Consider the following 26,299-nt stretch of genomic DNA (forward strand, 5'->3'; position numbering starts at 1 on the left):
AAGCGTGACCCAACCGACGATACCGGCGGCGAGGCGGGGCCCCCGGAGTGGGGCCCCGCCTCGGACGTCAGGCCTTGGGGGCCCTGGTCGTCGCCTTCTTCGCGGCGGCCTTCGTGGCCGTCTTCTTCGCCGGCGCGGCGGCCTTGGCGGTGGTCGCCTTCTTGGCCGGAGCCTTGGCCGGGGCCTTCTTCGCCGCCGTCCTCTTCGCCCCGCGGGCCGCCGGCACGGTCCCTCCCGCGTCGCTGATCCGGTCCGCGCCGAGGATCTCGCGGAGGAACTTGCCGGTGTGGCTCGCCGGAACCGAGGCGACCTCCTCCGGCGTGCCCTCGGCGACGACGATGCCGCCGCCGCTGCCGCCCTCGGGGCCCATGTCGATGAGCCAGTCGGCGGTCTTGATGACATCGAGGTTGTGCTCGATGACGATCACCGAGTTGCCCTTGTCGACGAGGCCGGACAGGACCGTGATCAGCTTCGAGATGTCCTCGAAGTGCAGACCGGTGGTCGGCTCGTCCAGAACGTAGACCGTGCGGCCCGTCGAGCGCTTCTGCAGCTCGGAGGCGAGCTTGACGCGCTGGGCCTCGCCGCCGGAGAGCGTCGGCGCCGACTGGCCGAGCCGGACGTAGCCGAGGCCGACCTCGGTGAGCGTGCGCAGGTGGCGGGCGATGGTCGGGACGGCCTCGAAGAAGTCGAGGGCCTCCTCGATCGGCATGTTCAGGACTTCGGCGATGGACTTGCCCTTGTAGTGGACCTCCAGGGTCTCCCGGTTGTACCGGTCGCCGTGGCAGACCTCGCACGGGACGTAGACGTCCGGGAGGAAGTTCATCTCGATCTTGATCGTGCCGTCGCCGGAGCAGTTCTCGCAGCGGCCGCCCTTGACGTTGAAGGAGAACCGGCCGGGCAGGTAGCCCCGGACCTTGGCCTCCATCGTCTCGGCGAAGAGCTTGCGGACGTGGTCGAAGACGCCGGTGTACGTCGCGGGGTTCGACCGCGGCGTGCGGCCGATCGGGGACTGGTCGACGTGCACGACCTTGTCGACGAGGTCGTCGCCGTCCACCCGCGTGTGCCGTCCGGGCACCGACTTGGCGCCGTTGAGCTCGCGCGCCAGGTGGGTGTAGAGGATGTCGTTGACCAGGGTCGACTTGCCGGAGCCCGAGACGCCGGTGACGGCGGTGAGGACGCCGAGCGGGAAGGAGACGTCGATGTCCCGCAGGTTGTTCTCGCGGGCCCCGTGCACGGTGAGCCGGCGCCCGGGGTCCACCGGGCGGCGGATCTCCGGGGTGGGGATCGCCCGGCGGCCGGACAGGTACTGCCCGGTGATCGACTCCTCGTTGGTGAGGAGCTCCTTCATGGTGCCGGAGTGGACGACCTTGCCGCCGTGCTCGCCGGCGCCGGGGCCGATGTCGACGACCCAGTCGGCGACCTTGATGGTGTCCTCGTCGTGCTCGACCACGATGAGCGTGTTGCCCATGTCGCGGAGCCGTACGAGGGTCTCGATGAGCCGGTGGTTGTCCCGCTGGTGCAGGCCGATGGACGGCTCGTCGAGCACGTAGAGCACGCCGACCAGGCCGGAGCCGATCTGGGTGGCGAGCCGGATGCGCTGGGCCTCGCCGCCGGAGAGGGTGCCCGCGGCCCGGTTGAGCGAGAGGTAGTCGAGGCCGACGTCGACGAGGAAGCGCAGCCTCTCGTTGACCTCCTTGAGGACCCGCTCGGCGATCTTCTTGTCCCGCGCGTTGAGCGTCAGCCGGCCGAGGAACTCGGCGCAGTCGCTGATCGACATCGCGGAGACCTCGGCGATGGACTTGTCCATCACCGTGACCGCGAGCACGATCGGCTTCAGGCGGGTGCCCTCGCAGGTGGGGCAGGGCACCTCGCGCATGTAGCCCTCGAAGCGCTCGCGGCTGGAGTCGCTCTCCGCCTCGGTGTGGCGCCGCTTGACGAAGGAGACGGCGCCCTCGAAGGCCGGGGTGGTGTACGCCCGCTCCCGTCCGTACCGGTTGCGGTAGCGGACCTCGACCTGGGTCTTGTGGCCGTACATCAGGGCCTTCTTGGCGCGCTGCGGCAGCCCCGCGTACGGGATGTCCGTACGGAAGCCGAGCGCCTGGGCGAGACCGCCGATGAGCCGGCCGAAGTACTCCTTGGTGTGGCCGTGCGACCAGGGGTGGATGGCGCCCTCGTCGAGCGACTTGTCCTCGTCGGGGACGATCAGCTCCGGGTCGACCTCCATGCGCGTGCCGATGCCGGTGCAGTCGGGGCAGGCGCCGAAGGGCGAGTTGAAGGAGAAGGAGCGCGGCTCCAGCTCCTCGAAGGACAGGTCGTCGTACGGGCAGTAGAGGTGCTCCGAGTACATCCGCTCGCGCTCGGGGTCGTCCTCCGCGAGGTCGACGAAGTCGAGGACGACCATGCCGCCGGAGAGCCCGAGGGCGGTCTCGACGGAGTCGGTGAGGCGGCGCTTGGCGCTGTCCTTCACGGTGAGGCGGTCGACGACCACCTCGATCGTGTGCTTCTCCTGCTTCTTCAGCGTCGGCGGCTCGCTCAGCTGGATGGTCGCCCCGTCGACCCGGGCGCGGCTGTAGCCCTTGGTCTGGAGGTCGGCGAAGAGGTCGACGAACTCGCCCTTCCGCTCGCGCACGAGCGGGGAGAGCACCTGGAAGCGGCTGCCCTCGGGCAGCTCCAGGACCCTGTCGACGATGGCCTGCGGCGACTGGCGGGAGATCGGCCGGTGGCACTCGGGACAGTGCGGCTTGCCGATGCGGGCGAAGAGCAGACGGAGGTAGTCGTAGACCTCGGTGATGGTGCCGACCGTCGAGCGCGGGTTGCGCGAGGTCGACTTCTGGTCGATGGAGACGGCGGGCGACAGACCTTCGATGAAGTCGACGTCCGGCTTGTCCATCTGGCCGAGGAACTGCCGGGCGTAGGAGGAGAGCGACTCGACGTAGCGGCGCTGCCCCTCGGCGAAGATCGTGTCGAACGCGAGGGAGGACTTGCCCGACCCCGAGAGCCCGGTGAAGACGATCAGGGAGTCACGCGGGAGGTCGAGCGAGACGTTCTTGAGGTTGTGCTCACGAGCGCCACGGACGATGAGACGGTCGGCCACGCCGGTCCGCACCTTTCTTCAGAGAGCGGATGTGCCTGAACACCCAACACTTCAAGGATGCCGGATGCTTCCTTCGAGCTTATAGCACGCACATTCGATTTCCGGCCGCTCGGAGACCTCTTCACCCGAACGAGTGGCGGCGGCCCCTGGTGGCACTAGGGTCTGCGGCATGATCGACCACGAACGCGACCTCGCTCACGTCCGCGAAGCGACCGAAAGGCTGCTGAAATCGGCCGCCTCACTGGACAACGCGGCGGTCGAAGGACCGTCACGGCTGCCCGGCTGGACCCGCGGCCACGTGCTCGCCCACGTCGCCCGTAACGCCGACGCCCTGGTGAACGTCCTCCAGGGCCGCCCCATGTACCCCGACGCCGCCACCCGGGACCTCGACATCGAGCGCGACGCGGGCCGGTCGCCGGCCGTCCACCTCGCCGACCTGCGCGAGAGCGCCGACCGCTTCCAGGCCGTGGGCGCCGAGCCCGCCGACTGGAGCCGGACGGTCGAGCTCCGCAACGGCGTCACGGACAGCGCCTCCCGCGTCCCCTTCCGCCGCTGGGTGGAGGTGGAACTGCACCACGTCGACCTCGGAGTCGGCTACGAGCTCGAAGACCTGCCGGAGGAGTTCGTCACCCGGGAGATCGAGTTCCTGGCCGACCGCTGGTCCGGGCGCCCCGACGTGCCGCCGGTGACGCTCCGCCTCGGCCACGGCGAGGACGGCCCGAGCTGGCGCACCGGAGGCACGGAGGGCACGCCGGTCGTCCTCGGCGGCACCGGCGCCGAGCTGCTCGGCTGGCTGGCCGGCCGCGGCGACAAGGGCGCCCACCTGGCCGTGCTCTCCGGCGCCGGCCTCCCGGAGCTCCCCGCCCTGTAGCGGACCGCTCCAGGCGCCCGGCGATAGGCTGAGCCCATGACGTACAGCGGAGTGGTGAAGGTCGGCGGCCCTGCGGACGTGCACGAGCTGTCGGAGCTGATGATCTCGAAGGTCGCCGTCGGCCCGATGGACAACAACGCGTATCTGCTGCGCTGCCGGGCCACCGGCGAGCAGCTGCTGATCGACGCGGCCAACGACGCCGACACGCTCCTCACGCTGATCGGTGACGACGGCATCGCGTCCGTCGTCACCACCCACCGGCACGGCGACCACTGGCAGGCCCTGGCCGCGGTGGTCGCCGCGACCGGCGCCGTGACGTACGCGGGGGCGTACGACGCGGAGGGCATCCCGGTCCCGACCGACGTCCCCGTCGAGGACGGCGACACGATCCGGGTCGGGCGGGTGGAGCTGACCGCGCGCCACCTTGTCGGGCACACCCCCGGCTCCATCGCCCTGATCTACGACGACCCGCACGGCCACCCCCACGTCTTCACCGGCGACTGCCTCTTCCCCGGGGGCCTGGGCAACACCAGGAAGGACCCGGAGGCCTTCGCGAGCCTCCTCCACGACGTGGAGACCAAGCTGTTCGAGGTCCTCCCCGACGAGTCCTGGGTCTATCCGGGCCACGGCAAGGACACCACGCTCGGTGACGAGCGCCCCTCCCTCGGAGCGTGGCGCGAGCGCGGCTGGTGAACCACGGAGCGCGCGGCCGAGCAGCGGCGCGCTCCCGCACGCCCCCGTAACCGGGACGCCCGCCGGGTAGTTGGCGCCACATGCGCCTCAGTCACTCTCCGTCGCCGCCCGCTCCTCCGGCCGCGCCGTCGATGGGGCGGCTCGCCGCCGCCTCGCTCGTCGGCACCGCCATCGAGTTCTTCGACTTCTTCGTCTACGGGACCGCCGCCGCCCTCGTCCTCGGGCCGCTCTTCTTCCCGACCTTCTCCCCGCTCGCCGGGACGCTCGCGGCCTTCGGCACCTTCGCCGTCGGCTTCGTGGCCCGCCCGCTCGGCTCGGTCCTCTTCGGCCATGTCGGCGACCGGTACGGCCGGCGCCCTGTCCTCTTCGCCTCGCTGCTCCTGACCGGCTGCGCCACGGTCGCGGTCGGCTGCGTCCCCACGTACGCGACGCTCGGCATCGCCGCCCCCGTGCTGCTGCTCGTCCTGCGCTTCCTCCAGGGCCTCGGCCTCGGCGGCGAGTGGGGCGGGGCCGTCCTGCTCACCGCCGAGCACGCCCCCGCGCACCGGCGCGCGCTCTGGTCGAGCTTCCCGCAGATCGGCCCGGCGATCGGCTTCCTCCTGGCGAACGGGGTGATGCTGGCGCTCTCGGCGGGCCTGAGCGACGCGGAGTTCCGCTCCTGGGGCTGGCGGGTGCCGTTCTGGGCGGCGGGCCTGCTCGCGGCGGTGGGGCTGCTGCTGCGCTCCTCCCTCGCGGAGACCCCGCAGTTCGAGGAGCTGTCGGCGTCCGGGAAGCGCTCCGGCGCCCCGCTGGCCGAGGTCGCCCGCGACCACTGGCGGCTCGTCCTGCTGACGGCCGGGGCGCTCGCGGTCGGGTACGCCACCTTCTACACGGTCTCCACCTGGGCCCTGGCGTACGGCACGGAGCACCTCGGGGTGAGCAGCACCGTGATGCTGACCTGTGTCATGGCGGCGGTGGCGATCAAGGGTGCGGCCACTCCCTTCGTGGCCCTGCTGGCCGACCGCTGGGGCCGCCGCCCGCTCTGTCTCGCGGGGTGCGCGGCCTCCGCGCTCTGGATGTTCCCGCTGGTGGCCCTGCTGCACACCGCGCGGCCTTTCCTGATGTTCCTCGGCTTCCTGGGCGCGCTGCTCGCCTTCATCACCATGTTCGCGGTGGTCGCCGCGTATCTGCCGGAGCTGTACGAGCCCCGGGTCCGCTGCACCGGCGCCGCCGTCGGCTACAACCTCGCCGGTGTGCTCGGCGGCGCGCTCACCCCGCTGGTCGCCACCGCACTCTCCGAGGGGGGCGGCTCAGGGCCGCCGTGGGGCGTCGCCGCGTATCTGACCCTGGTCGCTCTCGTCAGCCTGGGCTGCTTCGCCCTCCTCCCGGAGACCCTTCCGGCCAGGACCGTCCCGGAGCCCGTGGCGGATCTGGACCCCGTGTAGGTCGCGGGGGCGTACCGGAGGCGGGCGTCTCCTGCCCGGAGGAAACGGAAACGGCGACGGCCGGCCGGGGGAAGAACCCCGGCCGGCCGTCGCCGTGTGTGCCGCGTCAGGCGCCGATGCTGTCCTTCTCGACACCGTCGGCGTCGGCCACGCTCTCGGCCGCTTCCCGCTCCGCCTGCTTCTTGGAGGCGATCAGGCTGGTGATCGTGGTGATGACCAGGACACCGCCGATGACCGTGAGGGAGAACGGGATGGAGATCTCCGGGACGTGCACCCCGGACTCGTGCAGGGCGTGCAGCACGAGCTTGACGCCGATGAAGCCGAGGATCACCGACAGGCCGTAGCTGAGGTGGACCAGCTTCTTGAGCAGGCCGCCGATCAGGAAGTACAGCTGGCGCAGACCCATGAGGGCGAAGGCGTTGGCCGTGAAGACGATGTACGGGTCCTGGGTGAGGCCGAAGATCGCCGGGATGGAGTCGAGGGCGAAGAGGATGTCGGTGGTGCCGATGGCGAGCATGACGATCATCAGCGGGGTCATGATCCGCTTGCCGTTGTTCTGGATGAACAGCTTCGTGCCGTGGTACCGGTCGGCGACGCCGAACTTCTTCTCGACGCTCTTGAGGAGACGGTTCTCCTCCCAGTCGTCCTCCTCGTCGTCGGAGCGCGCCTCCTGGATGAGCTTCCAGGCGGTGTAGATCAGGAACGCACCGAAGATGTAGAAGATCCAGGAGAAGTTCGCGATGACCGCGGCGCCTGCGGCGATGAAGATCGCGCGGAGCACCAGGGCGATCAGCACACCCACGAGCAGCACGCGCTGCTGGAGGTGGGAGGGGACCGAGAACTTCGCCATGATCAGGACGAAGACGAAGAGGTTGTCGACGCTGAGCGACTTCTCGGTGATGTAGCCCGCGAAGAACTCGCCGGACGCCTGGCTGTTGCCGAACAGCAGCAGCCCGAGTCCGAAGAGGGCGGCGAGGACGATCCAGACGATCGTCCACGTTCCGGCTTCCTTGACCGACACGTCATGGGGCTTGCGCCCGATGAAGAAGTCGGCTCCGATCAGGGCGCCCAGACCGAGAATGGTCAGCACCCAGAGAGTCATTGAAACGTCCACTGCGCCTCCGGCGTCGTACGGCTACTTGATCAGCGTCGTCGCTGCCGGAGGTCTCTTCCACCCGGGCGACGGACGATCGCCGCCGGGCCGACGCCCCGGGATCGGACCCATGTGGATCCGTCCGTATTGACGGGTACGCCGCGCAATGGGGAGTACTCCCCTCCGCACCAAGAAGACTACCCGAAAGACCAAGAGAAGGTAAAGGGCAGGGTAAAGGGCCACCAAAAGCGCAGCTCAGAGCCGCTTTGCCGGTCGGGCCTCCGCGACCTGCGCGAGGACCTGCCGGAGGACTCCGCTGCCCCGCGGAAGCATCGGGGGCTCGTACGACCAGGCATGGCCGACCCAGGGATCGGCGAGGTGGTCGTCGGGTACGGGCGTGAGGCGCAGCAGCGAACGCCACAGAGGATCGAGCAGCGGTCCGTACGCGGCGGCGTCCTCCCGGTCCGCGACCATCAGCAGATGGACGCCGACCGAAGGCCCCTCGTCGGCGAGGTACCGGAGCCGGGTGACCGCCCGGTCGTCGAAGCCGTGCGGGAAGTCGTGCACCAGGAGGAGCTGCCGTGCCGTGTCGAGCCCGGGCGGCAGCGCGTCGTGGGCCCCGCCCCGCAGCGCCATCTGCAGCAGGTCGACCCGCTCGGTGAGCTGCTCGAGGACCGCGGAGACCCCGGCCGCGCCCCGGGCAGGCGGGGCCGCGAGGACGCCCGAGTCCACCAGCGGCGCGAGCGCGGCGGCGCCCGCGCCCGCCGCGTCGAGGACATGGACGGCGAACTGCCCCGCCGGATGCGCCGCGAGCAGGCGGGCCGTGTGCGCGACGGCGCTGTCCAGGGCGAGCCGGCGCAGCTCGGTCTCGTCGAGGAGCCCGGCCGCCTCGGAGCGGCCCCGCCCGCTGTCCACCCAGAGCCCTCGCTCCAGCGGCAGCCGGACGAGCATGGGGATCCGCAGATCCGCCCGCTCCGGGAGGTGGAGGTCGCCGAGACGGACGGCCATCGGCTCCTCCGAGGGGACGCGGTAGGCGTGCCAGACGGGGTTGTCCCAGCGGGCGAAGGCGGCGGGCAGGGCCGGTTCGACGACCTCGGACTCGGCCGCGAGCTGCGCGAGGTCCCGGTCGAGGACCGCCTGGGCCCGCTCCACCAGCTCGTCGTGCCGGGCGCGGGCGGCGGCTCGCGCCTCGTCGTTCGCGCCCCCGACGCGGGAGCGGTAGTCGGAGAGCGTCTGGTCGAGCTCCCGGTCGAGCCGGGACTCCGCGAAGTCGCAGGCGCTGCGGTAGGCGGCGGCGGTACGGGCCAGGTCCTCGAACATGCCCCAGACCTGGTTGTACAGCCGCTCGTCCAGGGACCAGCCCGAGGCGTCCCCGGCGACCGGCACGGGCGGCGCCTCCCGGGGCTCCGGGTCCGGGGCGGCGGTCGCCCGGCGGCGGGGGTGCGCGTAGTCGATGGGGCCGCCGGTGTGCGTGCCGCCGGCCGGAGGCTCGGGGGCGGAGGCGGAGGACGTGGCGCCGATCGCGGAGGCGGGTGTGGCGGTGCCCGTCGCGGGGGTCGGAGCGGTCGGGCCCGTCGCAGGGGGCCGGGGCGTCTGGGCGGCCTGTGCGGGGGCCGGGTCCGGGGTCGTCACCGGCGCCGTGTGCCGTACGCGCTCCGCCTCGGGGACGCGCTGCGGCGGGGCGGCGACCGGGGCGGGCCCCGGTGCGACCGTCTCCAGGATCGAGGCGGCCAGATCGGCGGGGCGCTCCAGGCCCTGGTCGCCGAGGAGGGCGGCGAGACCGCCCTCGTACCCCTGGCCCATGGCCCGGACCTTCCAGGCGCCCTGGCGCCGGTACAGCTCAAGGGCCACGACGGCGGACTCGGTGTCGAGGCCGGTGATCGTGTAGCTGGCGATCTCGGCGCCGTCGAGGCCGGAGACGGTGACGAACGGGGCGGCGACGGCCCCGAAACGGGCGGCTTCGCCGGCGCGCGGCCAGGGCAGCGCCAGGAGGACCGAGACGCGGTGGACGGCCCCGGGAACCGCCTCCAGGTCGACCGTCAGGCGGTGGTCGGCGGCGGCCTGTCCGGGGACCTCGACGCCGTGGAGGGAGGGCGCGCCGGGGTGCGCGATCCACTCGGCGCCCTGCACTCTGCCCTGCTCGTCGCCGAGGCTCGCTCCGGCGAGGACGGGGTGACCGGCCGACACCCGGATCTCGAGGCGGGTGTCGGGCAGGGGGTGGTTCTGCCCCCGGACCAGCTCGGCCGTCATCGACTCTGTCCCCTCAGCGTTTCCGGGCTCGGTTGAAGCACATCGTGTTGTCATGCGGGACAGCTCCCGGTGGCCTGCCGCCTCCGGGAGCTGTGGTGCGTGCCGCGCGGGCCGCTTACAGGTGCGGCAGGATCGCGGGCATGAGGTCCTGGAAGGTGCGCCCGTTGGCCGGGTTGCCCAGGGCGGTCATCTGCCAGCCGGTGCCGACGCGGTGGACCTTCGCCATGATCTGCGCGGTGTAGTTGCCGCCGCCGTCGAGGGTGTAGCGCGCGAGCTCCTGGCCGTTCGTCTCGTCGACGATGCGGCAGAACGCGTTCTGCACCTCCTGGAACGTCTGGCCGGTGAAGGAGTTCACCGTGAAGACGACCGTGTCGATGTGGACGGGAACCCGCTGGAGGTCGACGAGGATCGCCTCGTCGTCCCCGCCCTGGCCCGCTCCGCCGACGAGGTTGTCACCGGTGTGCTTGACCGAGCCGTCGTCGCTGACCAGGTGACGGAAGAAGACCACGTCGACCGGCTGCTTGTCCGCGAAGAGGACGGCCGAGGCGTCCAGGTCGATCTCCTGCGTGCGCTTGCCGAAGAGACCGCGGCGCGGCGCGGCCTGCCAGCCGAGGCCCATCCGCACCTGGGTGAGACTGCCCCCACCCTGCTTCTCCAGGCTGATGGCCTGACCCTTGGTCATGTTGACCGACACGCGATTGCCCCTCTCGTTAGCGTTCCCCGCGCCCGCTGATCCGGTGCGTGCGGTTGTCGGTCACCCTACGCAGCGCCACTGACACCGAGGAGGCGCGGTCCGGTTTTGTGTCGGTCTTGCAACACACCGGACCGCGTCCGGTCAGGCGAGTCCCGCCTCCTTCATCTGGCGCAACTCCTTCTTCAGCTCTCCCACTTCGTCGCGGAGCCGGGCCGCCACCTCGAACTGCAGCTCGGCGGCGGCCGCGCGCATCCGGTCGGTCATCTCCTCGATGATCGCGGCCAGTTCGGTGGCGGGCCGGTCGCCGAGCTCCACGGTGGATCCGGCCTTGCCCCTGCCCTTGACTCCGTGCGCGGCGAGCGCGGGGACGGGGGCCTTGGCGCCCTTGCCCTCCTTCGCCTGGCGGTAGCCGGTGCCGAGCAGCTCCTCGGTGTCGATCTCCTCGCGCGCGATGGTCGCGACGATGTCGTTGATCTTCTTGCGGAGCGGCTGCGGGTCGATGCCGTGCTCCGTGTTGTACGCGATCTGCTTCTCGCGGCGCCGGTTGGTCTCGTCGATGGCCTGCTCCATCGCCGGGGTGATCCGGTCCGCGTACATGTGGACCTGGCCCGAGACGTTCCGGGCGGCGCGGCCGATCGTCTGGATCAGCGAGGTGCCGGAGCGCAGGAACCCCTGCTTGTCGGCGTCGAGGATGGCCACGAGGGAGACCTCGGGGAGGTCGAGGCCCTCGCGGAGCAGGTTGATGCCGACCAGGACGTCGTACTCGCCGGCGCGCAACTCGCGGAGGAGCTCGATGCGGCGCAGGGTGTCGACATCGCTGTGCAGATAGCGCACCTGGATGCCGAGCTCCAGGAAGTAGTCGGTGAGGTCCTCGGCCATCTTCTTGGTGAGGGTGGTGACGAGGACGCGCTCGTCACGCTCGGTGCGCAGCCGGATCTCGTGGACCAGGTCGTCGATCTGGCCCTCGGTGGGCTTGACGACGACCTCGGGGTCGACGAGGCCGGTGGGGCGGATGATCTGCTCGACGAAGCCGTCGCCCCGCGAGAGCTCGTACGTCCCGGGGGTCGCGGAGAGGTAGACGGTCTGGCCGATCCGCTGCTGGAACTCCTCCCACTTCAGCGGGCGGTTGTCGAGAGCGGACGGGAGCCGGAAGCCGTGGTCGACGAGGGTCCGCTTGCGGGAGGCGTCGCCCTCGTACATGGCGCCGATCTGCGGCACGGTGACGTGCGACTCGTCGATGACGAGCAGGAAGTCCTCGGGGAAGTAGTCGAGGAGCGTGTTGGGCGCGGAGCCGGGCTCGCGTCCGTCGAAGTGCATCGAGTAGTTCTCGATGCCGGAGCAGGAGCCGATCTGGCGCATCATCTCCAGGTCGTAGGTGGTCCGCATGCGCAGCCGCTGGGACTCCAGGTGCTTGCCCTGCTTGTCGAGCTCGGCGAGCCGGCCCTCCAGCTCGCGCTCGATGTCGTTGACCGCCCGCTCCATGCGCTCGGGGCCCGCGACGTAGTGGCTGGCGGGGAACACGTACAGCTCGCGGTCCTCGCTGATGACCTCGCCGGTGAGCGGGTGGAGGGTGGAGAGGGCCTCGATCTCGTCGCCGAACATCTCGATGCGGACGGCGAGCTCCTCGTACACCGGGAAGATCTCGATGGTGTCGCCGCGGACGCGGAAGGTGCCGCGGGTGAACGCCAGGTCGTTCCGCGTGTACTGGATGTCGACGAAGCGGCGGAGCAGCTGGTCGCGGTCGAGTTCCTCGCCGACCTTCAGGGGGACCATCCGGTCCACGTACTCCTGGGGCGTGCCGAGGCCGTAGATGCAGGAGACGGAGGCGACCACGATGACGTCCCTGCGGGTGAGCAGGGAGTTCGTCGCGGAGTGGCGGAGCCGCTCCACCTCCTCGTTGATGGAGGAGTCCTTCTCGATGTACGTGTCCGACTGCGGCACGTACGCCTCGGGCTGGTAGTAGTCGTAGTACGAGACGAAGTACTCCACCGCGTTGTTCGGCAGGAGCTCGCGGAACTCGTTCGCCAGCTGGGCGGCCAGCGTCTTGTTCGGCGCCATCACCAGGGTGGGGCGCTGGAGCTTCTCGATCATCCAGGCGGTGGTGGCCGACTTTCCGGTGCCGGTGGCACCGAGGAGCACGACGTCCTTCTCGCCCGCGCGGATACGCCGCTCCAGGTCGGCGATGGCCGCCGGCTGGTCGCCGCTGGGCTTGTAGTCACTGACGACCTCGAAGGGCGCCACCGAACGTTCGATCTTGGAAACGGGCCGCATGCAACCACCGTACGACCCGGGACTGACAGTCGGGCGGTGATCACCAGTCCTGGGAGCGGTGGCCGCCCCTGGCCGCGGTCCCGCGGGCGGAGCGGCCGGGGGGCCGGGACGTCCAGTTGGCGGGCTCACCGTAGGACGGGACGTGGCGGGGCGCGGGCACGCCGGGGCGGTGCGGGGTCCGGGCGGCGGGCCCCTGCCAGTCCGGATCGCCCATCACGAGCAGCGGGTCGAACATGACGACGACGGCGGCGAGGATGAGGAAGACCGCGGGGCCGATCAGCATCGGCAGCAGGAGCGAGGTGGCGCTGTCGCCGGTGCCGGTGGCCGGCTCGGTGCCGTGCAGGTGGACGCTGACCGCCGACATGGCGGTGTAGTGCATACCACTGACGGCGACGCCCATGACCAGGCTCGCACCGAGACTGGCCAGAAATCCATGGACGGAGACGGCCGCCCAGAGGGCCGCGGTGGCGGCCACGACGGCGATGACCACGGAGAGCGCGACGGTGAGCGTGTCGTACTCGATCCGCCCCGGGAGGCGCATACCGGCCATTCCCAGGTAGTGCATGGTGGCCACGCCGAGGCCGGTGATGGTGCCGCCGGTCACCAGGGTGAGGGCGGTGGCCCCGCGGTAGCCGACGATGAAGATGCCGATCCCGACCATGACGACGGCGACGCCCAGGCTGGCGAAGGTGATGGGCCGGTCGTAGTTGATGGGGGCCTGGTGGACGGAGAACCCCATCATGGCGATGAAGTGCATGGTCCAGATGCCGGTGCCGATCGAGGTGGCGCCGAGGGCGAGCCAGCCCGCCTTGAAGCTGTCGCGGTGGCGGAGCGATCTCGTGGTGCACCGAAGCCCGAGGGCGCCGCCCAGGCACGCCATGAGAAAGGCGGCCACCGGCGTGACGAGCCCGTAGCTGAATCCGTCGACCGTGCCCTGCATGAGCGTGTGCCCTCCACCCCTGGTGCAACGTCGTCCGAAAACAGTCGGTACCGCTGGTTACTGCTACCGGGCCGAGATTATGGCGCGCGGGGGGCTCCGCGAGCACGTGACCGGGGAATTGCCGTTCGTGAGACCGGAGCGAGACCAGTCCGTGATCTTGCCGGGCCCGGTGATCTCGGCGAACTCGGGGATGCGGGGATCTCGGGGGTACGGCGGATTCGTCGTCCCGGTCCCGCTGTCAGTGGTGGGTCGTACCGTGGGCGGCATGGACATCGAAGCGGGGCCGACGGGCGGCGAGCGGGCCGTCCCGGCGGAGTGGACGGTCATGGAGAGCGCCATCGGGCCGCTCTTCCTCGCCGCGACCGCGCGCGGGCTCGTGCGGGTGGAGTTCCACGCCGACGCGGCGCGCCGGGAGCAGATGCTCGCCCGACTGGCGGGGCAGCTCGGCGCGGAGCCGGTGGAGCGCGCCTCGGGACTGCTCGCGGGCGCGATACGCCGCCTCGACCGGTACTTCGCGGGCGAGCCGGGCGATGTCGGACTACCTCTGGACTGGAGCCTGACGGCCGGGTTCAACCGGCAGGTGCTGCGCGAGCTGGCGGCCGGCGTGCCGTACGGCACGACCGTGGGGTACGGGGAGCTGGCGCGGCGCGTGGGGCAGCCGGGGGCGGCGCAGGCGGTCGGGGCGGCGATGGGCTCCAATCCGCTGCCCGTCGTGGTGCCGTGCCACCGTGTGGTGGAGAGCGACGGCGGGCTCGGCGGCTTCGGGGGCGGTCTGGAGACCAAGCGGCGCCTGCTGGCCCTTGAGGGCGTGCTGCCCGCGCCGCTGTTCTGAGCGGAGTTCGCCGTTCCGCCGAGCCGTGGGGGCGTTCCCCTCGGGTGGGGCGGCTGGCACACTCATGTCAGTGACCAACACCCCCGACGCCCCTGACACCGCCGTCCCCGGGCATCCGTCCGTCACCCTCGCCGAGCTGCCCGCGCTCCGTCGGCGGATCCAGGCCGTGCTCATCGCCACCCAGATCCTCGGGGGCCTCGGCATCGCCACCGGTGTCGCGCTGTCCGCCGTCCTCGCCAGGGACGTCAGCGGATCCGAGGCCCTGTCCGGTCTGGCGTCGACGGCGACGGTGGCGGGTCCCGCGCTGCTCGCCATGCCGCTGGCCGCCCTGATGGCCTCGCGGGGCCGCCGGGCCGGACTCGTCCTCGCGTATCTGATCGGAGCCCTCGGCGCCGGGGTGGCGGTGCTCGGGGCGGTCCTCGCCAGCTTCCCCCTGCTGCTCGTCGGACTCGTCGGCTTCGGCGCGGGGTCATCGGCGAACCTGGCCGCCCGCTTCGCCGCCGCCGACCTGGCCGCACCGGAGCGCAGGGCGCGGGCCATCTCCACGGTGGTGTGGGCGACCACCCTCGGGGCGGTGCTCGGACCGAACATCGCCGCACCGGCCGGGGAGAGCGTCGCGGGCCTGGGGATACCGGCCACCGCCGGCCCCTTCGTCTGGGCGGCCGGGGTCTTCGTGATCGCCGCGGCCGTGGTGGCGCTGCTGCTCCGCCCCGATCCGCTGCTCACCGCCCGCGCGCTGACCGAGGCCGAGGCCGGGACCGGCGAGGCGGCGGCGGAACGCTCCCTGCGGGCCGGGATGCGGGTGGTACGGGAGTCACCGCGGGCCCGCCTCGCCCTGGTCACCGTCGCCGGCTCGCACACCGCGATGGTGTCGATCATGTCGATGACCCCGGTGGCGCTCACCCACCACGGTGCGGACATCCAGCTGGTGGGGCTCGTGATCAGCGGGCACATCGCGGGCATGTACGCCTTCTCGCCCCTGATGGGCTGGCTGTCCGACCGGCTGGGAAGGCTGTCGGTGATCGGGCTCGCGGTCGGGCTCATCGGGGTGGCGGCGCTCGTCGCGGGCACGGCGGGGCCGAGTCACGGCAGGACCGCCCTCGGCCTCTTCGTCCTCGGGCTCGGCTGGTCGGCGGGTCTGGTGTCCGGCTCCGCGCTGCTCACGGACTCGGTGCCGACCGCCGCGCGGGCGGCGGTCCAGGGGCTCTCCGACTTCATCATGAACACCGCCGCCGGTGTCGGCGGCCTCGCGGCCGGCCTGATCGTCGCCAAGGCGGGTTACGGGCCGCTGAACGCGATCGCCGCCTGTCTGCTGCTGCCGATGGCGGCGCTCGCGCTCCGCGGCTCGTTCCGGAAGGCCTGATCCGGCCGCCCGCCATTCGGCAGAACCGTCCCGCACGCCACTCCCGGGTCAGCGCGGCACCGCCGGGGAGGACGCCGCTCGTGCCAGTCGGCGCGGGGCCCCCGTACCGTCGGCGGGCACCGTCCAGACGTCTCCGCCGTATCCGTACGCCAGGGTGGCGCGGTCGGTCCACAGTGCCTGGTCGTCGATGCCGCGCCGCTCGGCGACCGCGTGTTCGCGCCCGGTGGCGAGCTCGTACACGTACAGCCGCCACGGCTCGCGGGGGCCGTCGGACACCCGCTTCTTGAAGGCGATCCTGGTGCCGTCCGGGGAGAGCGAAGGGCACTCGACGTTCTCCCGCAGGGCCCTGGCCGACCAGTTCCGCAGGTCGCCCTCGACGAGATGGGTGCGGCCCGCCGTCGAGACGGTGGCGTAGAAGCGGTTGTCGTCCGCGGCGAAGCTGACGCCCCAGTAGTTGACGTCGGGGGCGTGGTAGCGGCGCCCGCCCAGGGTGAGGGGGATCTGCTCCATGTTCTTGACCAGATAGCCGGTGCGCAGGTCGAGGAGGGACGTGCGGGTGGAGAAGGACGAGCGGGCGTAGGAGTCGCCGGTCGCGAACATCGTCCAGGAGAGCATGTTCCCGGAGGCGGAGACGCGGGCCCGGCTGGGGATGCCCGGCAGGCCGATGCGGCGCACCTCGCGCAGTCGCCGGTCGAGCACGAGGGCGTACGAGCGGGCCGGCACGCCCGGTCGGCGCTGGAGGCAGAGGGCCGTCCCGCCGGCCGCGTGGAAGCGGTCGCAGGAGGGGCCGCCCACCACGCGTCCGCCGGGCGCGGACGGGTCCACGCGCGCGACGCGGCCGCTCGCGGTGTCACGGACGTGGAGGGCGCCGGTGCCGGCGTCGAGGGTGAAGCCGGGGTCCGCGGTGCCGGTGGTCGCGGCCTCACGGCCCGAGGCCGCCCGCAGGGTGTAGGCGGTGGCTCCGCCGCCGAGCAGCAGGAGGGCGAGGACGAGGATCCACGCGCGCGCGTGGGCGGACGGGCGGGCGCCGGTCGGGGCAGGCATGGGTCAGTCGGTCCTCTCGGAGGGCTCGGGGGCGTGGGCCGGTGGCTGCGGGGTGTCGCTCTCCGGTGCGCTCGGGGCGTGCCTCTCCGGTGCGCTCGGGGCGTGCCTCTCCGGTGCGGCAGCGGGCAGCAGGCGGGCGGCGCAGCAGAGAGCCGCCGTGAGGGCCAGGAGGGCCACGACGAGGGCGGTCTCAGGACCTGTCGCGGTCCAGACGGCGCCGAAGGCGACGGCGGCTCCGAGCCGGGCGAGCGCCTGCGCGGTCTGGACGAGCGCGAGGCCGCCCGCCTGCCGTCCCTCGGTCAGGAAGGGGCCGGTCAGGGCCATCAGGACGCCGTCGGTGGCGGCGTAGAAGACCCCGAGCAGGGCGAGGACGCCCAGGAGGACCGCCGTGTCGGGCAGTGGCGTCAGGAGCAGTCCGTAGGCGAGGAGCAGGGCGCCGTGCCCGTACAGGAGGGGTCCGCGCCGCCCGATCCGGTCGGCGAGGCGCCCGGCGGGGACGGCGAGCAGGAGGTAGCCGGCGGCGGCGCCGAGCGGCAGGAACGGGAACCAGGTCGGGTCGAACTCCAGCCGCCGCTGGAGCAGTAGATACAGGAACGAGTCGCCGACGGTGGCGGCGCCGAGGAGACCGGCGCAGAGCACGATCCGCCGGTAGCCGGGCGACGAGCGCAGTCCGGCGAGGAGCCCGCCACGCGCGCGTGGCGCCCTCGGCGCGGCCGGCCTCGTCGCCCGCTTCTCCCGCGTCCGCCCGGGGACGAGCAGCACCCACAGGAGGACGCCGAACGCCCCGACGCAGAAGCTGACGGCGAAGACGGCGTCGTACGCGTCGGCCGTCGCCCACAGCAGGGCGAAGGCGGCGAGCGGGCCGAGGAGGGCGCCGGTGGTGTCCATGGCGCGGTGGGTTCCGAAGGCGCGGCCCAGGTCCTCGGGCGGGCTGTGCAGGGTGATGAGGGCGTCGCGCGGGGCGGTGCGGACGCCCTTGCCGAGCCGGTCGGCGGCGATGGCGGTGGCGATCCAGCCGGTCGCGCCGCCCGCGAGGAGGAGGCCGAGCCGGGAGCAGGCGGAGAGGGCGTAGCCGAGTCCGCCGACCTGTTTGTGGCGGCCGCCGCGGTCGGCGGCGGTGCCGCCGAGGAGCCGTACGAGCGCGGTGGCGCCGGTGGAGAGACCGTCGAGCAGCCCGAACTGGAGCGGGGAGAGGCCGAGTCCGAGGACCAAGTAGAGCGGCAGGACCGCGGTCACCATCTCCGAGGAGACGTCGGTGACCAGGCTGACCGCGCCGAGGGCGAGGACGGTGCCGGGGACGCGCCGCCGGACCCCCGAGGGGGCGGGCGGCGCGTCGCGGCGACCGGTGGTCGCGAGGTACATCAGTGGCAGGTGTAGGTCGGGCCGGAGTCCTTCACCAGGTTGTCGGTGCCGACGTACTGCCAGGTGTAGGTGGTGTCGGTGAGGTCGAGCTTCAGCACGCCGTACGTTCCGCTGATCCGCTTCTGGCTGTGGGGCTGGACCGTCTCGATGTCGTAGGGCTCGGCGCCGCCCATGCCGCCGACGATCTCGACGATGCCGTCGGCCGCGGCCTGTCCGCTCGCGTTCTGCGGGGCGAACCGCTCGTAGTGGTGGTCGTGGCCGCCCAGCACGAGGTCGGCCTTCGCCGCGTAGAGGATCTGCCAGACGGGCTTGGAGACGGGGTCGTTGCCGTGGCCGCCGGAGGAGTACAGGGGGTGGTGGAAGTAGGCGGCGACGCAGCCCTTGGTGTTCCGCGCGAGGTCGTCCTTGAGCCACTGGATTTGCGCGGAGTCGTCGAAGGAGTTGGAGTCGAGGGCGATGAAGTGCCAGTTGCCCTGGTCGTAGCTGTAGTACGGCTTGCCCTGCGGGTAGGCGATGGCGCCGAAGTACGACTTGTAGCCGGCGAACGCGCCCGCCGGGTCGTAGGACTCGTGGTTGCCGGGCACGGGTCGGGTCTTCGCCTTGAAGGCGCCCCACGTCTTGTCGTAGTAGTTGCGGAAGTCGGAGAGCCGGGCGTCGTCGTACTGGTTGTCGCCCATCGTCAGGTAGAAGGACGGCGCGATCCGCTGGGCGAGGGCGGCGGTCTTGGGGTGGGCGCAGGAACTGCTGGAGGCCGTGCACTGGGCGGCGATGTCGCCGGCAGCGACGACGGTGAAGGCGCCGGTGGGCGGGGGTGTGGTGCCGGCGGTGCCGTAGACCTCGACCGTGTAGAGCGAGTAGCCGTACGAGGTGCCGCGGGCGGTCCCGTAGACGCGGAGGTAGCGGCCGGTCCCTGTGAGGCCCGTCCAGTCGTCCGTGCCGCCGTTGCCGGCGGTCTCGGTGGCGAGGCTGGTCCAGGTGGTGCCGTCGGCGGAGATCTCGACGCGGTACGCCTTGGCGTGGGCGACCTCCCAGACGAGCTTGACGCGGGAGACGGTGGCGGAGGGGCCGAGGTCGACCCGGATCCACTGCGGGTCGATGCCTTCGGCGCTGGCCCAGCGGGTGGTGGAGACGCCGTCGAAGGCCTTCTCCGGGCCGAACGTGCTGTCCTCGACGGAGGAGGACGTGGCCGGCCGGCCCTGGGAGATCAGGACGTCGGCGGCGGCTCCGGCCCGGTCCGGGAGGGCGAGCAGGAGTCCGCCGACGAGCATCAGGACGGCGGTGAGGACGAGGGGCAGACGGTGGGGGGCGGTGTGGCGGGGTGGGGCGGAGGCGTTCAGGCGCATACCTGGCTCCCTGGCCTGTGGGGTGGCGAGAGCTGGACACCGGTGCGGCGCACCACGGACCGGCCGCACGGCACGGCCGGGCGCCTGTGCCGCGGGACGCGGACACGGGCGACCGGCCGGGTGGCGATGCGGGCGCCACGCGGCGGGGTGGTGCTCGGCGGCCGGGTCAGAGCTCTCGCTGAGCGCGTCACGCCCTCGGGGTGGGTCGCCGCGCCAAGCCGCTGCCGGGATGCTAGCCGATAGGAAGGTTTCCTACCAGACTTTCAACCGCCCTGTACATCGGGGGGATTCGGCGCCTCCGCCGGTGCTCTCGCGGCCCTCAGAGGCTGATGTGGTACGCCTTGCGGAGGGTCTCGTGCACGGTCCAGGTCGTCCGGTCGCCCTCGCGCAGCACGCAGGCGTCACCGGGCCCGATCTCCAGGGTCTCCCCGGCCTCGACGGCGACGGTCGCCCGGCCGGAGACCACCACGAAGAGCTCGTTGGCCTCGGTGTCGGTGACGACGCCGGGCGTGATCTGCCAGATGCCGCGCAGCTGCTTGCCGTCGGCCGACTCCCACAGCACCTTGCCCGTCACCTCGGGCGTGCCGGAGACGATCTGGCCGGGGTCGAGCGGCTCCGCCTCGAGCTCCGCGTCGGGGATGTGCACGGCGAAGGAGGGCTGGTCGTGTGTGGTCATGGGCGGTGACTGTAGCGGGGTCCAGGGCCGCCCCGAGGCCGGGACCGGATGGACGGAAGCCCTCCGCTTGGGCTTCCACCAGGCACGATGCCTCCCTCCCGGGACGGCGACGAAATCCGTACCGGCGCCTCGCCGTGGCGTCCGACGGGCGGGGGCGTCCGGTCCTGGCGACCGCGCCGTATCCCGTGACGGATTCCGAAGGCGGCGTCCCCGTGTGGCCGGTGGTCGCCACCGAGGTTTGCGGGGCGCGTGGTCGCGCCAGGAATGGGACATGTCCACACAGGTGTCCGAAGAGGTACGGGAGGCGCTCCACGAGGGGCGTCCCGTCGTCGCGCTGGAGTCGACGATCATCGCCCACGGCCTGCCGCGCCCGCGCAACCTGGCCGTGGCCCTGGAACTGGAGGAGCTGGTGCGGGCCGGTGGCGCCGTCCCCGCCACGGTCGCCGTGGTCGACGGCACGGCCAGGGTCGGCCTCGACCGGGCGGCGCTGACCCGGATCGCCGAGGACCCCGCGGTGCGCAAGCTCGGACACCGCGACCTGGCTCCGGCCCTCGCGACCGGGGCGACGGGCGCGACGACGGTCTCGGCGACGGCGCGGCTCGCGGACGCGGCAGGCATACGGGTGTTCGCGACCGGCGGCCTCGGCGGCGTGCACCGCGAGTGGAGCGAGACCCAGGACGAGTCCGCCGACCTGCGGCTGCTCGCCCGGGTCGGGATCACCGTCGTGTGCGCCGGGGTCAAGTCGATCCTCGACGTGCCCGCGACGCTCCAGCGCCTGGAGACCCTGGGGGTGACGGTCGTCGGTTACGGCACGGAGCACTTCCCGGGCTTCTACCTCTCCTCATCGGGCGAGCCCGTCGACTGGACCCTGCGGAGCCCCGAGGAGGTGGCGGGGGTGATACGGGCGCAGGACCGGCTCGGCGAACCGAGGGCGGCACTCGTCGTCGCCAACCCGGTCCCGGTGACGGAGCAGTTGGATCCCGCGCTCCACGACCGGGTGCTCGCGGGCGGCCTCGCGGCGGCGAAGGAGAAGGGGATCACGGGCCAGGGGGTGACGCCGTTCCTGCTGGAGTACCTGACGGTGCACACGGAAGGGGCGTCCCTGGAGGCCAATCTGGCGGCGGTACGGGGCAATGTGCGGCTCGCGGCGAGGATCGCGGCAGCGTACGGCGCGGGAACCGACGGCTCGGGGACGGCACCCGGCACGGGACCGTACGGCGCGGGAACCGACGGCTCGGGCACGGCACCCGGCACGGAGCGGGGAGCCTCGGAGACGGCGGCGCCCGCCAGGGGACCGCACCCCTCGGGGACGACGGCGCCCGGCGCGGGCGGCCGGTGAGCCGGGCGGCGGGCGCGCTGCTCGTCGTCGGAGACGTGGTCACGGATGTCGTCGCCCGGCACCGGACCCCGCTCTCCCCCGCCACGGACACGGCGGCGACGATCCGGACCCTGCCGGGCGGCGCCGGTGCCAACGCGGCCTGCTGGGCGGCGCGTTCCGGTTGCGGGGAGGTGCGGCTGCTCGGCCGGGTGGGCACGGACGCGGCGGCCTGGCACGAGCGGGCGCTGCGGCGCGCGGGCGTGCGCCCCCTGCTTGTGCCGGACACGGAGACGGCGACGGCCACCGTGATAGCGCTCGTGGACTCCTCGGCGGAGCGCACCTTCCTGACGGACAGCGGCGCCGCCCTGCGCCTCTCCCCCGGCGACTGGTCCCCCGCCCTCCTCGACGGGGTGGCCCGGCTCCATCTCTCCGGCTATCTGTTCTTCGCCCCGCAGAGCCGTGAGACGGCTCTGCGGGCGCTGCGGGACGCCCTGGACGCGGGGGTTCCGGTGAGCGTGGACCCGGCGTCGGCGGGGTTCCTGACCGCACTGGGCGCGGACGGGTTCCTGGCGTCGACGGCGGGCGCCGAGATCCTGCTGCCCAACGCCGACGAGGCCCGGTCGCTCACCGGCCGCGCCGAACCGGAGGCGGCGGCAGCGGAGTTGAGCCGTCTCTTCCCTCTGGTCGTGGTCACCCTCGGGGCGGCGGGCGCCCTGGTCGCCGAGGCCGGCGTGGTCACCGCGCGGGTGGCGGCGCCGCGGGTGCGGCCGGTGGACTCGACGGGCGCGGGTGACGCGTTCACCGGGGCGTTCCTGGCCGCCCGGCTCGCGGGCGCGGACGCGGCACGGGCCGCGGAGGAGGGCTGCCGCGCGGGCGCGGAGGCGGTCACGGTGGTGGGCGGCCGCCCACCGGACCGGCGCGGCGACACCTGACCGAAGCCGGATCCGGTGCGGCTACCGCCCGATGCCCGTCCAGGCCGGGTGGCGGGGGTCGTCGGCGCGTACGACGGCGTCGGCGGCCGCACTGGGGTCGACCTCCGTCTCGTAGCGGGCGAAGGCGGGCAGGGTCCAGGTCTCCTCGGTGCGCCGGGCGAGGGCCGCGGCCGAGAGTCGCAGGTGCACGGTGAGGTCGAAGGGGAACCAGTGCCCGAGCAGAAAGGGCCCGTGCACCACGAGGATCCCGCCCGGCGGCAGCGTGACGTACGGGCTGCGGGTCGCGCGGTCCCGCGCCGAGTCCCACAGGTCGGGCAGCACGCGGCCGGTGCCGCCGGGCTCCAGCGGGCCGAAGACCTCCCGCCAGAGGGCCTTGATGTCGGTCCACCCGTCGTAGTACGCGTCGGGGTCCCGCTTCCCGTACTCGTACCGAAGGGACGCGGGCCGCAGGAAGCCGGCGGTCCCCACGACATGGACGGAGCGCCCGCGCGTCCGCAGCGCCTCGGCGAGCAGCCGGGCGAGGTCGTCACCGGGCGCGGCGGGCGGACCGTCGATGCCGACCTTGAGCCAGTCGCCGCCGTCACCGGGAGTGGCCGCGTCGATGTGCCCGGCGAGCGTCTCCGCCAGCCGCTCCCAGGTGATCGCCTCGTATCGCATCCCCCTCATCCTGCCCGCAGATCCACGGGACCGCCGTCACCGGGTCCCCCACACAGGCACCCGGGGCCGGTCCGCGAGCACCCGGTCGCACTCCGGGTTTGACCTTGACACTGGCGTCACTGTTCGACCATCCGATGCATGGACACCACCACACCCACCAGGGTCGTCGTCGTCACCGGCGCGGGCACCGGCATCGGCCGGGCGACCGCGCGCGCCTTCGCCGGACAGGGGGCGACGGTCGTCGCCGTCGGCCGCAGGGAGGAGCCCTTGCGGCAGACCGCCGAGGGCCATCCCGGAATCCGGCCGTACGTCCGCGACGTCACGGCGGAGGGCGCGGCCGAGGAGATCGTCCGTACCGCCCTGGGCGACCACGGCCGGCTCGACGTGCTCGTCAACAACGCGGGGATCGCCGCCGGCGGTCCGCTGGGCACCCTCGACCGCTCCGTGATCACCCCGCTCCTGGAGACCAACCTCGTCGCCCCGGTCCTGCTCACCCAGGCCGCCGTCCCCGCGCTCCGGGAGTCCCGGGGCGTCGTCGTGAACGTGACGACGACGATCGGCCAGCGCGGCTGGCCGGCCAACTCCGTCTATCCGGCGACCAAGAGCGCCCTGGAGACCCTGACCCGCTGCTGGGCGGTGGAACTCGCGCCCGACGGCGTCAGGGTGGTGGCGGTCGCCCCCGGCGCGATCGAGACGCCGATCGGGGATCACATGGGCCTCTCCCCCCAGCAGTTGGAGGCGGTGCGGGCGTGGCAGCTCGCGCACACCCCGCTGGGTCGGATCGGCAGGCCCGAGGAGGTCGCCTGGGCGATCACCGCACTGGCCGCGCCGGACGCCGCCTTCCTGACCGGCACCGTGCTGCCCGTCGACGGAGGCGCGCTGGTCACGTGATACGACTGCGTGAGGAGGTGGCGCCCTTGCGCATCGGTGAACTGGCCAAGCGGACCGGGGTGTCGCCCCGCGCGCTGCGCCATTACGAGACGGCGGGGCTGATCTCGTCGGACCGTGCTGTCAACGGCTATCGGGTGTACGGGGAGGGCGCCGTCGCGCGGGTGGCGAACATCCGGTACCTGCTGGACGCCGGGCTGACCCTGGAGGACGTGTCCGCGTTCCGGTCCTGTCTCGACGGGGACCTGCCGTCGGTCCCGCCGTCACCTCGTGGTCTGGAGATCGCCCGCGAGCGCCTCGCCGTGCTCGACGCGCGGATCGCGGCGCAGACCGCGGCCCGGGACCGACTCGCCCGCACCCTGGCCGCCGCGTCCGACGGCGCCTGACCTCCCAGGGGGTGTCCTGCTCCGGAGGGAGCTGGGCGGGTGGGCGCTTGTCCGGGACCTGCCGATCAGGCCGGGCTCGCGACGACCATCCGGCCTGGGAGACAGGACACCCCCAGGACCGGAAGGCGGTCAGCGCGTCCCCGCCGCCGGCGCCGTCCGCTCGAGGGCGGCTCGGCCCGAAGCGATCGCCTCGGTGAGCGTCAGCTCCCCCGCCGCGAGGGCACGGCACGTCGCCGTGTCGGTCCGCAGCCGCGCGTCGGGCAGCTCCGCCGTACCGGCCCCGTACACCCCGTCCCCGTACGAGACGCTCCCGTCGCCCCGCACCCGTACATGGAACTCGCCCTCGTCCAGGCTCACCTGAACGACTCCCTCGCCCAGTTCGGCGAGCGCCCCGAGCAGCGGGATCGCGTACCAGTGCGCGCGGACGGCGTCGGTGGGCCGCGGTTCGCCCAGGTCGGGCGCTCCCCAGGCGGCGAGGGCACGCAGCACGGGCAGCAGGTCGCGCCCGCGCGGGGTGAGCTCGTACACGAACGCCGAGGCGGGCGGGGGCAGTCGGCGGCGGGTGACGAGCTCGGCGCCCTCCATGTCCTTGAGGCGGCCGGCGAGCATGTCGGTGCTGACGCCGGGCAGATCGGCGTGGAGGTCGGTGTAGCGGCGCGGTCCCGCGAGGAGTTCGCGGACGACGAGCAGGGTCCAGCGGTCGCCGACGAGGTCGAGGGCGCGCGCGGCGGCGCAGTGCTGGTCGTAGCTGCGGCGGCGTGGCTGACGTGGCATGCGACGCAGTCTAGACAAGTTGTTGGACTTTCCAAGCTCGAACTTGGTAAAACCAAGCAACACTGATTCCGGGGACCTGGGGAGGTCGGACATGGAGTTCCGGCAGTCGAGCAAGCTGAGCGAGGTCTGTTACGAGATCCGAGGCCCGGTCATCGAGCACGCCAACGCGCTGGAGGAGGCGGGCCACAGCGTCCTGCGCCTCAACACCGGCAATCCGGCGCTCTTCGGCTTCGAGGCGCCCGAGGAGATCGTCCAGGACATGATCCGGATGCTCCCCAAGGCCCATGGGTACACCGACTCGCGCGGCATCCTGTCCGCCCGCCGGGCCGTGGCCCAGCGATACCAGGCCATGGGCCTGCCCGAGGTCGACGTCGACGACGTCTTCCTCGGCAACGGCGTCTCCGAACTCGTCTCCATGGCCGTGCAGGCGCTTCTGGAGGACGGCGACGAGGTCCTGATCCCGGCCCCCGACTTCCCGCTGTGGACGGCGGTCACCACCCTCGCCGGCGGCAAGGCCGTGCACTACCTGTGCGACGAGTCCGCCGACTGGTACCCGGACCTCGACGACATGGCGTCGAAGATCACCGACCGGACCCGGGCCGTGGTCATCATCAACCCCAACAACCCCACGGGCGCGGTCTATCCGAAGGAGATCGTCGAAGGCATCCTCGATCTCGCCCGCCGCCACGGCCTGATGGTCTTCGCCGACGAGATCTACGACCAGATCGTCTACGACGACGCCGTCCACTACCCGGCCGCGTCCCTCGCCCCCGACCTGGTCGTCCTCACCTTCGGGGGGCTCTCCAAGACGTACCGGGTCGCGGGCTTCCGCTCCGGCTGGCTGGTCGTCACAGGCCCGAGACAGCACGCCAGGAACTACCTGGAGGGCCTCACCATGCTGGCCTCCATGCGGCTCTGCCCCAACGCCCCCGCCCAGTACGCCATCCAGGCCGCGCTCGGCGGCCGTCAGTCGATCCACGAGCTGACCGCCCCGGGCGGCCGCCTCCGCGAACAGCGCGACCGGGCCTGGGAGAAGCTCAACGAGATCCCCGGCGTCTCCTGCGTGAAGCCGAAGGGAGCGCTGTACGCCTTCCCTCGCCTGGACCCCGCCGTGCACAAGATCCACGACGACGAGAAGTTCGTCCTCGACCTGCTCCTGCGGGAGAAGATCCAGGTCGTCCAGGGAACCGGCTTCAACTGGCCGCGCCCCGACCACTTCCGCATCCTGACCCTGCCGTACGCCGACGACCTCGACGCGGCGATCAGCCGCATCGGCCGTTTCCTGAGCGGCTACCGGCAGTGACGCGCCACCCTCCCGGCTGTCATGATCTGACGGTCCGAAGGATCTTCGGACCCGACGAGGGAACCGGCCGCGGACGGCCGGGGGAGACGGG

At 72.5% G+C, this 26,299-nt stretch carries 21 protein-coding genes and 1 pseudogene; 10 read left to right on the forward strand and 12 right to left on the reverse strand.

Annotated elements, in window-relative coordinates:
* Nucleotides 1-67: 67 nt before the first annotated feature.
* Nucleotides 68-3,094, reverse strand: coding sequence for an excinuclease ABC subunit UvrA (gene uvrA / locus ACZ4VK_RS00735; protein ID WP_468347042.1), 3,027 nt, complete (start codon nt 3,092-3,094; stop codon nt 68-70).
* 169 nt (nt 3,095-3,263) lie between these two features.
* Here uvrA and ACZ4VK_RS00740 point away from each other — a divergent pair, with 169 nt between their 5' ends.
* The 3 genes from ACZ4VK_RS00740 (at nt 3,264) to ACZ4VK_RS00750 (ending at nt 6,082) form a co-directional block, all read left to right on the forward strand.
* A complete protein-coding gene (locus tag ACZ4VK_RS00740; RefSeq protein WP_468347044.1) occupies nt 3,264-3,965 on the forward strand; it encodes a maleylpyruvate isomerase family mycothiol-dependent enzyme in 702 nt (233 codons plus the stop codon).
* 36 nt (nt 3,966-4,001) lie between these two features.
* Entirely contained in the window at nt 4,002-4,658 is a 657-nt protein-coding gene (locus tag ACZ4VK_RS00745; protein ID WP_468347046.1) for an MBL fold metallo-hydrolase, read from the forward strand.
* Between the two features lie 131 nt (nt 4,659-4,789).
* The gene (locus ACZ4VK_RS00750) at nt 4,790-6,082 is read left to right on the forward strand and encodes an MFS transporter (RefSeq protein WP_389684468.1); all 1,293 of its coding nucleotides are present in this window, start codon (nt 4,790-4,792) and stop codon (nt 6,080-6,082) included.
* A gap of 106 nt (nt 6,083-6,188) precedes the next feature.
* On the opposite strand, the gene ACZ4VK_RS00755 is transcribed toward ACZ4VK_RS00750, so the two are convergent.
* The 5 genes from ACZ4VK_RS00755 to ACZ4VK_RS00775 form a co-directional block, all read right to left on the reverse strand.
* The gene (locus tag ACZ4VK_RS00755; RefSeq protein ID WP_468347048.1) at nt 6,189-7,196 is read right to left on the reverse strand and encodes a TerC family protein; all 1,008 of its coding nucleotides are present in this window, start codon (nt 7,194-7,196) and stop codon (nt 6,189-6,191) included.
* 234 nt (nt 7,197-7,430) lie between these two features.
* Nucleotides 7,431-9,425 carry a TerD family protein gene (locus ACZ4VK_RS00760; RefSeq protein ID WP_468347050.1) on the reverse strand — a complete coding sequence of 665 codons (1,995 nt, stop codon included), beginning with the start codon at nt 9,423-9,425 and terminating at the stop codon, nt 7,431-7,433.
* A 115-nt stretch (nt 9,426-9,540) separates the two neighbouring features.
* Complete coding sequence (locus ACZ4VK_RS00765; RefSeq protein WP_468347052.1) at nt 9,541-10,119, reverse strand: TerD family protein; 579 nt, start codon at nt 10,117-10,119, stop codon at nt 9,541-9,543.
* Between the two features lie 141 nt (nt 10,120-10,260).
* Nucleotides 10,261-12,390: an excinuclease ABC subunit UvrB gene (gene uvrB / locus ACZ4VK_RS00770; protein ID WP_468347054.1), complete on the reverse strand. Its 2,130-nt coding sequence runs from the start codon at nt 12,388-12,390 to the stop codon at nt 10,261-10,263.
* Between the two features lie 40 nt (nt 12,391-12,430).
* Nucleotides 12,431-13,330, reverse strand: a complete 900-nt coding sequence (locus ACZ4VK_RS00775; protein WP_468347056.1) for an MHYT domain-containing protein — start codon at nt 13,328-13,330, stop codon at nt 12,431-12,433.
* A 265-nt stretch (nt 13,331-13,595) separates the two neighbouring features.
* On the opposite strand from ACZ4VK_RS00775, the gene ACZ4VK_RS00780 reads away from it, so the two are divergent.
* Together ACZ4VK_RS00780 and ACZ4VK_RS00785 are read left to right on the forward strand one after the other, a co-directional pair.
* Nucleotides 13,596-14,162 (forward strand): methylated-DNA--[protein]-cysteine S-methyltransferase, encoded by a 567-nt coding sequence (locus ACZ4VK_RS00780; protein WP_468347058.1) that lies wholly within the window; start codon nt 13,596-13,598, stop codon nt 14,160-14,162.
* Nucleotides 14,163-14,226: 64 nt separating this feature from the next.
* A complete protein-coding gene (locus tag ACZ4VK_RS00785) occupies nt 14,227-15,525 on the forward strand; it encodes an MFS transporter (RefSeq protein WP_468347060.1) in 1,299 nt (432 codons plus the stop codon).
* 48 nt (nt 15,526-15,573) lie between these two features.
* Here ACZ4VK_RS00785 and ACZ4VK_RS00790 read toward each other — a convergent pair whose 3' ends face one another.
* The 4 genes from ACZ4VK_RS00790 to ACZ4VK_RS00805 all read right to left on the reverse strand — a co-directional run bounded on the left by ACZ4VK_RS00790 (nt 15,574) and on the right by ACZ4VK_RS00805 (nt 19,950).
* Nucleotides 15,574-16,569, reverse strand: a complete 996-nt coding sequence (locus ACZ4VK_RS00790) for a TolB family protein (protein WP_468347062.1) — start codon at nt 16,567-16,569, stop codon at nt 15,574-15,576.
* Nucleotides 16,570-16,572: 3 nt separating this feature from the next.
* A complete protein-coding gene (locus ACZ4VK_RS00795; protein WP_468347064.1) occupies nt 16,573-17,931 on the reverse strand; it encodes an MFS transporter in 1,359 nt (452 codons plus the stop codon).
* Complete coding sequence (locus ACZ4VK_RS00800; RefSeq protein ID WP_468347066.1) at nt 17,931-19,274, reverse strand: discoidin domain-containing protein; 1,344 nt, start codon at nt 19,272-19,274, stop codon at nt 17,931-17,933. Before ACZ4VK_RS00800 ends, ACZ4VK_RS00795 begins: the two co-directional genes overlap by 1 nt.
* A 319-nt stretch (nt 19,275-19,593) precedes the next feature.
* Nucleotides 19,594-19,950, reverse strand: coding sequence for a cupin domain-containing protein (locus tag ACZ4VK_RS00805; RefSeq protein ID WP_468347068.1), 357 nt, complete (start codon nt 19,948-19,950; stop codon nt 19,594-19,596).
* 271 nt (nt 19,951-20,221) lie between these two features.
* On the opposite strand from ACZ4VK_RS00805, the pseudogene ACZ4VK_RS00810 reads away from it, so the two are divergent.
* Nucleotides 20,222-21,124, forward strand: a pseudogene (locus ACZ4VK_RS00810) (pseudouridine-5'-phosphate glycosidase); the annotation flags it as partial.
* A gap of 161 nt (nt 21,125-21,285) precedes the next feature.
* Nucleotides 21,286-22,200 carry a carbohydrate kinase family protein gene (locus ACZ4VK_RS00815; protein WP_468347070.1) on the forward strand — a complete coding sequence of 305 codons (915 nt, stop codon included), beginning with the start codon at nt 21,286-21,288 and terminating at the stop codon, nt 22,198-22,200.
* Nucleotides 22,201-22,221: 21 nt separating this feature from the next.
* Here ACZ4VK_RS00815 and ACZ4VK_RS00820 read toward each other — a convergent pair whose 3' ends face one another.
* A complete protein-coding gene (locus tag ACZ4VK_RS00820; protein ID WP_468347072.1) occupies nt 22,222-22,857 on the reverse strand; it encodes a nucleoside/nucleotide kinase family protein in 636 nt (211 codons plus the stop codon).
* 138 nt (nt 22,858-22,995) lie between these two features.
* Between ACZ4VK_RS00820 and ACZ4VK_RS00825 the strand changes: the two genes are divergently transcribed.
* Both ACZ4VK_RS00825 and ACZ4VK_RS00830 read left to right on the forward strand, forming a co-directional pair.
* Nucleotides 22,996-23,748 carry an SDR family NAD(P)-dependent oxidoreductase gene (locus ACZ4VK_RS00825; protein WP_468347074.1) on the forward strand — a complete coding sequence of 251 codons (753 nt, stop codon included), beginning with the start codon at nt 22,996-22,998 and terminating at the stop codon, nt 23,746-23,748.
* Nucleotides 23,749-23,774: 26 nt separating this feature from the next.
* Complete coding sequence (locus ACZ4VK_RS00830) at nt 23,775-24,131, forward strand: MerR family transcriptional regulator (protein ID WP_468347076.1); 357 nt, start codon at nt 23,775-23,777, stop codon at nt 24,129-24,131.
* A 129-nt stretch (nt 24,132-24,260) separates the two neighbouring features.
* Here the strand turns inward: ACZ4VK_RS00830 and ACZ4VK_RS00835 are convergent, their stop codons facing one another.
* Nucleotides 24,261-24,905 carry a winged helix-turn-helix transcriptional regulator gene (locus ACZ4VK_RS00835; protein ID WP_468347078.1) on the reverse strand — a complete coding sequence of 215 codons (645 nt, stop codon included), beginning with the start codon at nt 24,903-24,905 and terminating at the stop codon, nt 24,261-24,263.
* A gap of 91 nt (nt 24,906-24,996) precedes the next feature.
* On the opposite strand from ACZ4VK_RS00835, the gene ACZ4VK_RS00840 reads away from it, so the two are divergent.
* Nucleotides 24,997-26,208, forward strand: coding sequence for a pyridoxal phosphate-dependent aminotransferase (locus tag ACZ4VK_RS00840; protein ID WP_468347080.1), 1,212 nt, complete (start codon nt 24,997-24,999; stop codon nt 26,206-26,208).
* Nucleotides 26,209-26,299 lie beyond the last annotated feature (91 nt).

Source organism: Streptomyces sp. NPDC028711 (assembly GCF_055565415.1).